12 protein-coding genes are annotated in these 11,857 nt (G+C 72.4%); 4 read left to right on the top strand and 8 right to left on the bottom strand.

Annotation, left to right across the window (positions count from 1 at the left end; genetic code table 11):
- The first annotated feature begins 17 nt into the window (after window positions 1-17).
- Entirely contained in the window at window positions 18-869 is an 852-nt protein-coding gene (locus ACFPFQ_RS40215; protein WP_379628506.1) for a helix-turn-helix domain-containing protein, read from the top strand.
- Between the two features lie 3 nt (window positions 870-872).
- On the opposite strand, the gene ACFPFQ_RS40210 is transcribed toward ACFPFQ_RS40215, so the two are convergent.
- Entirely contained in the window at window positions 873-1,766 is an 894-nt protein-coding gene (locus tag ACFPFQ_RS40210; RefSeq protein ID WP_379628505.1) for an alpha/beta fold hydrolase, read from the bottom strand.
- An 89-nt stretch (window positions 1,767-1,855) separates the two neighbouring features.
- Here ACFPFQ_RS40210 and ACFPFQ_RS40205 point away from each other — a divergent pair, with 89 nt between their 5' ends.
- Complete coding sequence (locus tag ACFPFQ_RS40205) at window positions 1,856-2,443, top strand: TetR/AcrR family transcriptional regulator (protein ID WP_379628504.1); 588 nt, start codon at window positions 1,856-1,858, stop codon at window positions 2,441-2,443.
- A 54-nt stretch (window positions 2,444-2,497) separates the two neighbouring features.
- On the opposite strand, the gene ACFPFQ_RS40200 is transcribed toward ACFPFQ_RS40205, so the two are convergent.
- From ACFPFQ_RS40200 to ACFPFQ_RS40185, 4 genes are read right to left on the bottom strand one after another with little or no spacing between them, the layout of a single operon-like run.
- The gene (locus ACFPFQ_RS40200; protein WP_379628503.1) at window positions 2,498-3,445 is read right to left on the bottom strand and encodes a fumarylacetoacetate hydrolase family protein; all 948 of its coding nucleotides are present in this window, start codon (window positions 3,443-3,445) and stop codon (window positions 2,498-2,500) included.
- On the bottom strand, window positions 3,442-3,876 hold the full coding sequence (locus ACFPFQ_RS40195; RefSeq protein ID WP_379628502.1) for a hypothetical protein: 435 nt from the start codon (window positions 3,874-3,876) through the stop codon (window positions 3,442-3,444). Before ACFPFQ_RS40195 ends, ACFPFQ_RS40200 begins: the two co-directional genes overlap by 4 nt.
- Before the next feature lie 26 nt (window positions 3,877-3,902).
- Window positions 3,903-5,450: an MFS transporter gene (locus ACFPFQ_RS40190; RefSeq protein ID WP_379628501.1), complete on the bottom strand. Its 1,548-nt coding sequence runs from the start codon at window positions 5,448-5,450 to the stop codon at window positions 3,903-3,905.
- 1 nt (window position 5,451) lies between these two features.
- The gene (locus ACFPFQ_RS40185) at window positions 5,452-6,429 is read right to left on the bottom strand and encodes an MBL fold metallo-hydrolase (protein WP_379628500.1); all 978 of its coding nucleotides are present in this window, start codon (window positions 6,427-6,429) and stop codon (window positions 5,452-5,454) included.
- 106 nt (window positions 6,430-6,535) lie between these two features.
- Between ACFPFQ_RS40185 and ACFPFQ_RS40180 the strand changes: the two genes are divergently transcribed.
- Complete coding sequence (locus ACFPFQ_RS40180) at window positions 6,536-7,195, top strand: TetR/AcrR family transcriptional regulator (protein ID WP_379628499.1); 660 nt, start codon at window positions 6,536-6,538, stop codon at window positions 7,193-7,195.
- Between the two features lie 89 nt (window positions 7,196-7,284).
- Here the strand turns inward: ACFPFQ_RS40180 and ACFPFQ_RS40175 are convergent, their stop codons facing one another.
- Window positions 7,285-8,706, bottom strand: coding sequence for an RNA polymerase sigma factor (locus tag ACFPFQ_RS40175; RefSeq protein ID WP_379628498.1), 1,422 nt, complete (start codon window positions 8,704-8,706; stop codon window positions 7,285-7,287).
- Between the two features lie 348 nt (window positions 8,707-9,054).
- Here ACFPFQ_RS40175 and ACFPFQ_RS40170 point away from each other — a divergent pair, with 348 nt between their 5' ends.
- The gene (locus ACFPFQ_RS40170) at window positions 9,055-9,921 is read left to right on the top strand and encodes an inositol monophosphatase family protein (RefSeq protein WP_379628497.1); all 867 of its coding nucleotides are present in this window, start codon (window positions 9,055-9,057) and stop codon (window positions 9,919-9,921) included.
- Window positions 9,922-9,997: 76 nt separating this feature from the next.
- Here the strand turns inward: ACFPFQ_RS40170 and cei are convergent, their stop codons facing one another.
- Window positions 9,998-10,657: an envelope integrity protein Cei gene (gene cei, locus ACFPFQ_RS40165; RefSeq protein ID WP_379628496.1), complete on the bottom strand. Its 660-nt coding sequence runs from the start codon at window positions 10,655-10,657 to the stop codon at window positions 9,998-10,000.
- Window positions 10,657-11,793: a phosphotransferase family protein gene (locus ACFPFQ_RS40160; protein ID WP_379628495.1), complete on the bottom strand. Its 1,137-nt coding sequence runs from the start codon at window positions 11,791-11,793 to the stop codon at window positions 10,657-10,659. The genes cei and ACFPFQ_RS40160 overlap by 1 nt, the downstream gene beginning before the upstream one ends.
- Window positions 11,794-11,857: the final 64 nt, after the last annotated feature.

Here is an 11,857-nt window from a genome sequence, read left to right as displayed (position 1 = left end):
CTGCGAGGATCGGGGCCATGCCACCCGTGTCGGAGCTCGGCACCCTCGGCGGGTTCCTGCACGCGAGCCGCGCCCGCCTCACGCCCTCGGACGTCGGCCTCGGTGATCACCGACCGCGCCGGGTGCCCGGCCTGCGCCGCGAGGAGATCGCGATGCTGGCCGGCGTCAGCGCCTCCTACTACACGCGGCTCGAGCAGGGCCAGGCGCTCAACGCGTCCGCCCAGGTCATCGACGCGCTGTCGCGGGCGCTGCGGCTGTCCGACGCCGAACGCGAGCACCTGCACCTGCTGGCGAGCGCCGCTCACCGGCGACCCGCGCCCGTCGAGCCCGCTCTCGAGACGGTCGACGCCGGGCTGGCCGAGCTGCTCGACACCGTCGGGGACGCACCGGCGATGGTGTTCGGACGCCGCCGCGACATCCTCGCGTGGAACGCGGCCGGGCACGCGCTGCTCGCCGGCCATCTCGACCCCCGCGCGGTCGAGGTGCCCGCGACGCGGCCCAACGCCACCGAGCTCGTCTTCCTCGACCCGCACACCCGCGAGCTCTACCTCGACTGGCAGGAGAAGGCGCTGGCCAGCGTCGGGCACCTGCGGATACTCGCCGCGCAGTTCCCGGACGACGCGCGCCTGCTGGCGTTGATCGGGCAGCTGGCCGTCGAGAGCGCCGAGTTCGCCTCCCTCTGGGCGGCCAACACGATCCGGCCGTCGCAGTCGGCGGTCTACCGGATGCGGCATCCGGTCGTCGGCCGCCTCACGGTCACCCAGCAGCTGCTCACGTCGGTGCAGGCACCCGGCCAGACGCTCGTGATCTGCAGCGCGCCGAAGGGCACGTCCTCGGCCGCGGCACTGCGGCTGCTGTCCCAACCCTGAGCGTCAGCCCTGCCGGCGGGTCGGGCTGTGCGCCGCCCAGTGGCGCAGCAACGCGGTGGCGAGCTCGTCGGGCCGCTCGTCGGGGAAGAAGAGCCGGCCGCCGTCGATCTCCACGATCTCCTCGGCGCCGGGGATCGTGTCGAGCAGCCAGCGAGCGTCGCTGATCGGGAAGAAGACGTCGTCGGTGCCCCACACCAGCAGGGTCGGGACCTCCATCGCGGCGAGCTGCGGCTCGACGGCCAGCAGGTCGTCGGGGCGCAGGCCGGCCACGAAGCGCTGGAACTGCCGGGCCCCCGCTGCGCTCGCCAGGCTCTGCGTCCAGACCCGGAGTTGGTCGTCGGGGAGGACGCCGGGGTCCTGGTAGGTCGTGCCGTAGAGCCGCGTGCGGAGGCGGTCCGCGGTCAGCCACCGGTGGGCGAACCGGCCGAGCGGCGCGAGCAGGCCCGCCCTGGCCAGCAGCACCGTGGGCCGGAACGCCTTGGGCGGGACGCGGTCGTGGGAATCGCAGTCGGTCAGCGTCAGGCTGCGCAGCCGCGCCGGATCGCGGGCGGCGACGATCTGCGCGACGGCGCCGCCGGTGTCGTTGGCCACCAGATCCAGCCTGCCGAGGTCCAGGGCCGTGCAGACGTCGGCGACGAAGCGGGCCAGCGCGCCGAGCCGGAGGTCCTGCTGCGGTGCGGCCGGGGTGAACCCGTGCGCCGGCAGGTCGACGGCGATGCAGCGGCGACGGGCGGACACCCGGTCGATGACCCGGCGCCACAGGTAGCTGCTGGTGCCGACCCCGTGCACGAACACGGCAGGCGGGCCGTTGCCGACGTCGACGTAGCTGGTGGGTCCGGAGGCGGTGTCGATCAGGTGGCGACGGCGGTCGAACTCGGCGAGGGTCGTGAGAGCCATGCGATGTCCCCGTTAGCATTGGCAGACCGACGGTCGGTCTATGGCCAAGTAGACCGACCGTCCGTCTGTTTGTCAACGGAGGAGTGCCCGTGAACCAGAACGCGATCCGTGGCCGGGCCACCCGCGAGCACATCGTCGAGGTGGCCACCGAGCTGTTCGCGGCCGCGGGCTACGACGGCACCTCGATCGATGCGGTGATGCGCGCGGCAGGCGTCAGCAAGGGCAGCCTGTACCACCACTTCCCCGGCAAGGACGCGCTGTTCGAGGCCGTGCTCGACCACGTCACGCTGCGGATCGAGGCCGGGCTGGCCCGGGCGGCGGTGGGCGTGACCACGCCGGTCGAGCTCATCAGGGTCGGCTGCGTGGCCTGGGTCCGCCAGGCCGTCGACCCGGTCGTGCAGCAGATCATGCTCATCGACGCGCCCGCGGTGCTCGGCTGGCAGCGCTGGCGCGAGCGCGACGAGACCAGCGTGCTGGGCGCCCTGCGCGGGGCGCTCACCGAGGCAGCCGCGCAGGGCGTGCTCGGCAGCGGCCACGTCGACGTGTTCGCCCACGCACTGCTGGCCGTGGTGAACGAGCTGGCAGTGATGATCGCCAGGGCCGCGGATCCCGCTGCTGCCCTCGCCGGCGCCGAGGACGCGCTGGACGACCTGCTCGACCGGGTGCTGCAGCCGTGAAACGGCGGGGGAGGGATGAGGTCGAGGCGGTGGATGCCGGCTTCGTGGAGGGTGTCAGCTTCGTGGGTGGCCTGATCGTGCTGCGCCTCTTCGGCCTCGCGCGGTCGTGACCGCACTACCGTTGCCTGCGACGACGCGATTGGTGATCGTGCCGATGCCCTCGACGGCCATCGTGACGACGTCCCCGGGTTGCAGCGCAGGCGGCTGCTGCTCCCCGGAGCGCCCCCACAGCTCGGCGAGGCAACCACCGTTGCCGCAGGTGCCCGAGCCGAGCACGTCACCGGGTCGGACCTGGGCGCCACGGCTGGCGTGGGCGACGAGGTCCTCGAAGCGCCAGGCCATGTTGGACAGCAGGTCGCGGCCGACCTCGACACCGTTGACCGACACGCTCATGGCGAGGCGCAGGAAGCCGTCGGCGTCGCGACGGTGCTCCAGCTCGTCGGCCGTGACGAGCATCGGGCCGAGCGTGGTGGCGAAGTCCTTGCCCTTGCAGGGGCCGAGGTTGACCTGCATCTCGCGCCGTTGCAGGTCTCGCGCCGACCAGTCGTTGAAGATCGTGTAGCCGGCGATGTGCTCGCGCGCGGCGTCGGGGGTGAGGTCGGTACCGGCGCGGCCGACGACGGCGGCGACCTCGAGCTCGAAGTCGAGCAACGTGCAACCCGGCGGCGCGGCGACGTCGTCGTGGGCGCCGATCATGGCGTACGGGTTGCCGAAGTAGAAGGTGGGTGCGTCGTACCAGGCCTCCGGTGTGGTGCCGGCCATCGCTTCGATGTGTTCTTCGAAGGCGACGAAGTCGCGCACCGTCGGAACCTCCAGCGGCGGTAGCAGGCGCAGCCCTGCCAGTGCGATCGGGTCGCCTGCCGCGGCGCCCGCCTCATGCAGGGTGCCCGAGCGCAGCAGCCCGAGCACGGTGGTGCCGACCGGGAGCCGGCGCAGCGTCGCGCCGTCCACCACTCCGCACCGGACGCTGCCGTCGGCCTCCTCGACCGTGGCGAACTTCATGATGCCCGGCTGCGGACGCGGTCCTGCATCTCGGCGATCACGGCGGCCCGGATCGGCCGGGCCGAGCCGCGCAGTGCCCTGGCGGCCAGGCCGACGGCGATCAGTTCCAGCAGCACGCTGATGGGGCCGGTCGGCGGGCTGAAGAACGGGAACGCGAAGGGCAGGACACCGGGAATCCCGAGCGTGCTGCGCACGACGTACCCGATCGCCGTCAGCAGTGCCGTGCCGCCCCCGAGGACCCAGCCCAGCGTCGGCGCGCCCACCGCCAGTAGAACGGCGCCGACCGTCAGGCCGAGCGCCGACAACACGAACAGGATCTGCAGAGCCGGGATCGGGTACTGCGGGATCAGCACGACGTGGATGATCGCGGCGGCGACCAGCAGCGCGGCGCCCGTCCATCGAACGGTCGTGCTCGGCCGGTACTGGTTCACGGTAGGTACCTCCATGGTGGTTGGTCTCACGCGGGGGTCTGGCCACCGCGGACGAGGACGGCCGCGATCACGGCGGCCGCGAGGCACGCGATGGCCGTCACGAGCAGGCCGGCGTCGTAGCCGGAGGTGAGTGCCGTACGGGCGAGCGGAGCAACGGTGGTCGAGAGCGGTCCCAATGGCGCAGTGGCCAGCGCGAGCGGGCCGCCTGCGGCCAGGACGCCCTGGGCGACCCCCAGCTGGGCGGCCGGCAGCCCGGACACGGCCAGGCTGCCACCCAGCAGGGTGCCTGCCTGGCTCAGCGCGACGGTGCCGATGATGGCCGGCCCGAGCGTCTGTCCCAGGTCGCGGACCATGTTGGTCGTGCCGCTGGCCATCCCGGCGTGGCTCACGGGGACGGCGTTGACCGCTGCGGCGGTGAGGGCACAGACGACCAGGCCGAAGCCGAGCCCCATCAGAACGAGCGACGGCAGCATCGGCGGCAGCGCGGTGTCGGTGGCGGGCAGTGCCCGCAGCCACAGGTGCGACACGGCGAGGCTCACCAGCCCCGTGACCAGCATGGGACGTGGTCCGAATCGCTGCAGCAGCCGGGCCAGTACCGGCCAGATGAACGGTGTGACGCCTTGCACGATGACGAACGGCACCGCGGCCGCCAGCGGGCTCAGGTGCGCGATGACGCCGAGCCGGATGCTCAGCACGTAGGCGCCGCCGAGGAACCCGAACATGCCCACGACGGCGACGGCGGCGGACGCGGAGAACGCGGGAATCCGGAACAGGCCCAGCCGCAGCATCGGCGCCGGGGACCGCTGCTCGATCCGGACGAACGCGACCAGCAGCAGCACGGCGAGCACGAATGACGCGATGACGAGCGGCGAGCCCCAGCCGAGTGCGGGGCCCTCGATCACCGCGAAGAGCAGGGCCAGCAGGGCGAGCGCGATGCTGATCTGCCCCGGCCAGTCCAATGCGCGCCCCTCGGGAGCGCTCGACTCGCGCGCCAGCACCGCACAGAGCACTGCGATGACGAGCGCGATCACCCCGACGAAGGCGAATGCCCAGCTGATCGACGTGATCTCCACGACCGCGCCCGACAGCACCGGCGCCGCCAGCGCCCCGGTGGACAGCGCTGTCGTCCAGGCGGCGAGTGCACGTGCCCGCCTGCCGGGCTCCGGGGTCGCTGCGGTGATCATCGTCAGGGACGACGCGAACAGCGCCGCGGCTCCCACACCGCAGATGGCCTGGCCGACCCACAGCAACTGGACCGTGCCGGCCAGTGCGGAGACGAGGTAGCCCAGTGCCATCGCGATCGCGCCGCCGACCAGCATCTTCTTGCGGCCGTAGCGGTCGCCGAGCACTCCGAACGTCAGGCTCGTCATCGCGATCGGCACCAGGAACGCGTCGCTGACCCAGCTCAGCTGCGCGCCGCTGGCACGGAAAGCCACCTGGATGACCCCGTTGATCGCGGCCGGCCAGACCAGGCCGATCTGGGCGAGGAAGACGGCGGCGCAACCGGCGACGAGGGTGGCGACCGGTAGGCGGCCGCTGGGGATGGTGGAAGGGCGTGCTGTCGTCGATGACATGTCAGCGCTCCTGATCGGGGGTTGGCACGGATTCGAATGCGGTGTCGAGCGCGGCCATGCAGCCGAAGAGTTCGGGGCCCGCCAGTGCGGGCAATGTGGGGTCGAGCTCTCGGTAGACGGTGTGCACGTTGACGGCGAGCCGCTCCCGCTCCGGGAGCCAGGTGTACCGGCCGAGGTCGATCCGTGCGGCGGTCTCCTCGAACGACCAGCCGGCTCGGAATCCGACCGTCGCCTGCTCGGTGACGAACTCCAGGTACTCGACGACGGCCTGCAGCTGTCCCGGCGCGATCACCGGTCCGTGCCCGGGCACGACGCGCTGCGGCGCCAGCGCGACGATCCGGCGGCAGGCGGCGATCCAGTTGGCGATCGGACCGTTCCACGCGATCGGCGTCGCTCCTGCGAAGACGATGTCGCCCGCGTACACGGTCCGGGCATCCGGGACGTGGACGATGGTGTCGCCGCCGGTGTGCGCGGGTCCGACGTCGATCAGCTGCACGTCGACACCGCCGACGACCAGGTCCAGCTCGCCGTCGAACGTGCGGGTCGGGTACGCCACCCCGAGCTCGGCGACGCCGGCGATGTCGAACGGGGCGAAGATCGAACCGGCGAAGCGGCCCGCGGCGGTCGGCAGGCTCATCAGGCCGGTCACCTCGGCCGGCCCGACCGCACGCATGTCGGCCACCGTCGCCGTCGCTGCCACGATCTCGACGTCGGCGAGCGCCCGGTTGCCGAACCAGTGATCGCCGTTGCCGTGGGTGTTGACGGCCACGGTGAGCGGGGCCGAGGCGAGCAGCGGTGCGACGTCATCGAGCATCCGGGTCGTGAGCGGGATGTCGAACAGGGTGTCGACCAGCAGCGACTCGCCGTGGCCGACGATCAGTCCGGTGTTGCTGCGGCCCCAGCCCGGCCGGCGTTGCAGCCAGGCATGGCATCCCCGCCCCAGGTCGTGGACCTCCGCGATCGCCGACGATGTCGTCATCCGCCACCTCACTTGGACGTTGGTCCATATCTGGACTCAAGTCCAAACATGGACGGTAATGTAGGGGCAATCGGCGCGGCGGTCAACCGTCTGCTTCACTGCGGACATGAGCCAGTCGCCAGCGTCGATCAGCGGGGCGTCGATCAGCGGGGCGTCGGGCAGCGGGGCGCCGGGCAGCGCTGAGCCCAGCCGCCGGGAGCGCAAGCGGGAGGAGGCGCGGGACCGCCTGTACCAGGCCGCCGTCGAGCTGTATCTCGAACGCGGCTTCGAGGCCACGACCATGAACGACATCGCCCAACGCGCCGACTTCGCCAGGGCGACGGTGTTCAACCACTTCCCGCAGAAGGTGACGTTCCTGGAGGAATGGGGGCGTCGGCGGCGTGCCGCCGTTGCCGAGTCGTTGGCTGCGGCAGGTGCCGCGGAGCTGCCGGCCACTCGCCGCCTGAGCTGTTACCTGCACGAGATGGCGTTGCTCAACACCGGGTCGCGCCACGAGTCGGTCGTTCTGATGGACGCGTCCGTGCGCTTCGGTGGGCTGCTGCGCAACCCGGCGCTCGACGTCGACCTGACCGCCGTGGTTCGGGACGGGCAGGAGCAGGGCGAGCTGCGGCCCGAGCCCGATGCTGTGCAGGTCGGAGCGCTGCTGGCTGCGGGCTACTTCGCGACGGTGTTGCGCTGGATCTCCGCGGATCCGGCGCCGTTCGAGCTGTCGACGGCGCTCGAGGAGATGCTCGACATCGTCATGCGTGGGCTGCTGATCGGCTGACCGGAAGGTCCGGCGAGCGCTGTGCAGCGCAAACAAAAGACCTCTGAGCCGCGCCTGCGCAGCTCAGAGGTCTTTTGCGGAATCGGATCTCAGTCGAGGTAGTCGCGCAGGACCTGCGAGCGCGACGGGTGGCGCAGCTTCGACATCGTCTTCGACTCGATCTGCCGGATCCGCTCGCGGGTGACCCCGTAGACCTGGCCGATCTCGTCGAGCGTGCGCGGCTGGCCGTCGGTGAGGCCGAACCGCAGCCGGACGACGCCGGCCTCGCGCTCGGACAGCGTGGCCAGCACGGACTGCAGCTGGTCCTGCAGCAGCGTGAAGCTCACCGCGTCGACCGCAACGACGGCCTCGCTGTCCTCGATGAAGTCGCCGAGCTGGCTGTCGCCCTCGTCGCCGATGGTCTGATCCAGCGAGATGGGCTCCCGGGCGTACTGCTGGATCTCCAGCACCTTCTCCGGGGTGATGTCCATTTCCTTGGCGAGCTCCTCCGGGGTGGGCTCACGGCCCAGGTCCTGGAGCAGCTCGCGCTGGATGCGACCCAGCTTGTTGATGACCTCGACCATGTGCACCGGGATGCGGATGGTGCGGGCCTGGTCGGCCATCGCGCGGGTGATGGCCTGCCGGATCCACCACGTGGCGTAGGTCGAGAACTTGTAGCCCTTGGTGTAGTCGAACTTCTCGACCGCACGGATCAGGCCCAGGTTGCCTTCCTGGATCAGGTCCAGGAACGCCATGCCGCGGCCGGTGTAGCGCTTGGCCAGCGAGACGACGAGGCGCAGGTTGGCCTCGAGCAGGTGGTTCTTGGCGCGCTCGCCGTCGCGGACGATCCAGCGCAGGTCACGGCGCAGCTGCGGGGACACCTTCTCGCCCGCGTCGATCGAGCGGCGCATCCGCTCCGCGGCGTAGAGGCCGGCCTCGATCCGTTTGGCGAGCTCGACCTCCTCCTCCGCGTTGAGCAGCGCGACCTTGCCGATCTGCTTCAGGTACGCGCGGACCGAGTCGGCCGAGGCGGTGAGCTCGGCGTCCTTGCGGGCCTGCCGCAGCGCCTCGGACTCCTCCTCGTCCCAGACGAAGTCGCCGGACTTCTGCGGCGTGGAGGAGCGCTCGCGCGCCGACGGGCTGCGACGGTTGGCGCCGGTGTTGGCCACCTCTTCGTCGTCGTCATCGTCGTCGTCATCGTCATCGTCGGCACCATCGGTGACGACGACCTCTGCGGTGTCGACGACGAGGTCGGCCTCGAGCTCGACGTCGACCTCCTCGAGGTCGCCGACCTCGGGGGCGCCTTCGAGGTCGGCATCGCCACCATCGAGGTCGACGGCGTCGTCACCGCCCTTGCCCTTGGTGGCCGGAGCTCCCTTGGCGGCGGCTCCGGCGCGGGGCCGGGTGGCCGCCTTGGAGACGGTCTTCGTCGCCGCGGCCGCTGCTGTGCGCGGCCGAGGTCGGCGCGCTGGTGCAACGTCCATCGGGTCGACGGTCGTGTCGTTGCGGCTTGCGGAGTCTGCGGCTGCCACTAGGCCCTCTCGCTACGGTGCGCTCTGCCGGGAGCCGGGACGCAAACAACCGGCTGTCGGTCGAGATCGGTTCGAGTATCCCGCCCGATCGCCGTCCGTTCGTGCTCGACGGAGGTGATCCGGGTGCGGTGTACCGAGCCATTGTAACTGCGTGTTCGGATCTGTACGCGCCTTGGCTTCTCCGCGCGTCACGCGAGCCCCTCCACGATGGATGTAAGCGACTGCTTGCATGGGGTCGTCCCAGCTCCGAGCCGGGCGGCGGCACAATGGCCACATGCGCAATCCCATGATCGTCGGGTCCACCGGCGGGTCCAGCCGCCGCCCCGGCCGCCCGGCACGGACGAACCGGTGATCGCGGCCGGCAGCGGCGCCGCAGCCGCTTCCGCAGCTGACAGCCCGCAGGCACTGCGGGCGATCGCCGAGCAGGTGGCGCTCGAAGCCGCCGAGCACCTGCGGGGGCTGCCCCGCCCGTGGGACGGCGAACCGGGCGACGGCGTGGCCACCAAGAGCACGCGCACCGACGTCGTCACGGCATCCGACCACTCCGTCGAGACGCTGCTGCGCGCCCGGCTCGCCGAGCTGCGCCCCGGCGACGTCGTCGTGGGGGAGGAGCACGGCGGCGTCGCGTCCGGTCATGGGATCCACTGGGTGCTCGACCCGATCGACGGCACCGTCAACTTCCTCTACGGCCTGCCCTGGTACGCGGTGTCGGTGGCGGCGGCCCGCGACGGGCAGTCGCTGGCAGGCGCCGTGGTGGAGCCGGCGTCCGGGCGCCTGTGGAGCGCCGCAGCCGGCGAGGGTGCCACGCTCGACGGGAAGCCGCTGCGGGTCTCGAGCGTGTCGGAGGCGGCGATGTCGCTGCTGGGCACCGGGTTCGGCTACAGCCCGGAGCGTCGCGTCCGCCAGGCCCGGCTCGTCGGTGCGCTGCTGCCGCTGGTGCGTGACGTGCGCCGCACCGGGTCGGCCGCGCTGGACCTGTGCGCCGTGGCGGCCGGCTGGACCGACGCCTACCTCGAACACGGCTGCAACTGGTGGGACTGGGCGGCCGCCGCGCTCGTGGCGTCCGAGGCCGGGGCCGTCGTGCGCGTCCCGGGACCTGCAGGCAGCGTCCCGCCCGCCGACGGGTTGGGCGACGACGCGCTGTTCGCCGCCGCCCCCGGTGTCGCAGCAGAGCTAGCGGAGCTGGCGAGACAGCACGGGGCCGCCGGCGTCTAGACCGGTGACCTCGCACAGGTTCACCGGTCGTCGCACACCGTGGAGCCCGTGCGACGACCCGTGAGGGTGTGCGAGGTCAGCAGGTGGTCGCGCGGAGCGTCGCCAGGGTGGCGGGATCGATGCCCGCCTGCGGGTTGTCGGCGGCGCCGGGATCGGCGTTGCCGGCCCCGTCGCTGCCGCCGCCGGGCACGGTCAGGTGGCTGAGCGCGTCGCGCACCGCCTTGGTCGGGTTGAGGTCGCGGAAGCTCGTGCCGACGGCCAGGTCCACCGTGGTGTCGGCGCGGCCGTCGCGCATCAGCTCGGCGCACGGCACCACGAGCGCCAGCGTGCTGGCCCCGGCCGCACCGGCCTTGCCGAAGCGGATCTGCCCGACGCACTTGAGGGTGCCGTCGGCGAAGAAGGGGTCGTTGCCGGGCGGCGCCGACTGCGCGAAGCCCAGATCCCCGAGCTGCGCGGCCACCAGGTTGGCCTGGCCCCGCTGCCCGCCACCGTTGATCACCAGCACCGGCACGCTGGACGGCGCGGTGGGGGCCACCGCGGTGAGCGCGTCCCGCGCGAGCGCCTCCCCGACGGCGGGTCCCGCGACGGGGACCGGGCACTTGCCCGCACCCGACGAGCCGGACGCCGCGACGAGCACCACCGTCCAGGTGGCGACGGCCAGCACGGCCAGCACCGCGACGAGGATCGCCACCGGCCGCCGCCTGCGGCGCTGGTAGGGCCGGGTGGGGGTGCCCATCAGGCCAGTCCTTCCGTGAGCACGTGCAGCCCGAGCGTGACGAGCGGTGCGGCGCTGCCCTCCAGCCCGGCTGCCATCGACGCGGGCACCATGCCGGCCCGGACCCTGGCGAGGATCCCGGCCAGCACGACGGCCAGCTTGAACGCACCGAACGCGACGTACCAAGGCAGCGGTGCCATGTCGAGCCCGGTGCTCGCCGCGTAGGCCTCGACGACCTCCGCGCGGGTCGGGAAACCGGGCAGCGCCGTGGGGGTGGCGATGTAGCTCGCCGCCTCCCAGGCCGGTGTCTCGACGGCCTGGTGCCAGTAGACGAGCATCAGCCCGAGATCGGCCATGGGGTCGCCGAGGGTGGACATCTCCCAGTCGAGCACCGCCGTGACGCGACCGGGGTCGGCGCGGTCGAACAGGCAGTTGTCGATGCGGTAGTCGCCGTGCACGATCGTGTCGCGCTGGCTGGTGGGCACGTCGGCGGCGAGCGACTCGGCCAGCCGGGTGAGATCCGCGATGGTGGCGTCGTCGAAGTCGAGCCCCGCGGAGCGCGCCATCTCCCAGTTCGTGCTCCAGCGCCGGACCTGCCGGGCCATGAACCCGTCGGGCCTGCCGAAGTCGGCGAGCCCGACCGCAGCCGGGTCGACGGCGTGCAGCTGCGCCAGCGTGGTGATCAGCGCGGTGGCGGCGCGGCCGCGCTCCGCCTCGGTGGTGGCCCAGCCCGGCGGCAGCTCCCCGAGCGGCACGACGCCCTCGACGAGTTCCATCACGAAGCAGGGAGCGTCCACGGGCGGGCCGCCGTCCGACCACGCCAGCACCCGCGGCACCGGTACCGGCGTGCCGGCCAGTGCGGTGATGACGCGCCGCTCCCGGCCCATGTCGTGCGCGGTGGCCGCGACCTCCCCGACCGGCGGGCGGCGCAGCACGACCGCACCCGCCTCGCTCTGCACGCGATAGGTCAGGTTCGACCGCCCGGCGCCGATCGGGCTCAACGTGCTGGCTCGCCACCGCGGGTCGTCGAGACGCTCGGCGAGCCAGGAGCCGACGGCGCCGGGGTCGGCGCCCGGATGCTCGGCGGCATGTTCAGCGGCGCCGGGTTCGACGGTACTGCTGGCGCCGGCGGAACCCGGCTCGGAAGTGACGGCCACGCCCGGAACAGTAACGGCCGGGTGGTCTTCGGCCGGGGCGGCGGGCGGCGCGTACGACGCTGAG

The sequence above is a fragment of the Pseudonocardia sp. GCM10023141 genome (assembly GCF_042653605.1).
The sequence above is the reverse complement of the archived record's forward strand: the minus strand, read 5'-3'. Positions and strand labels throughout refer to the sequence as shown.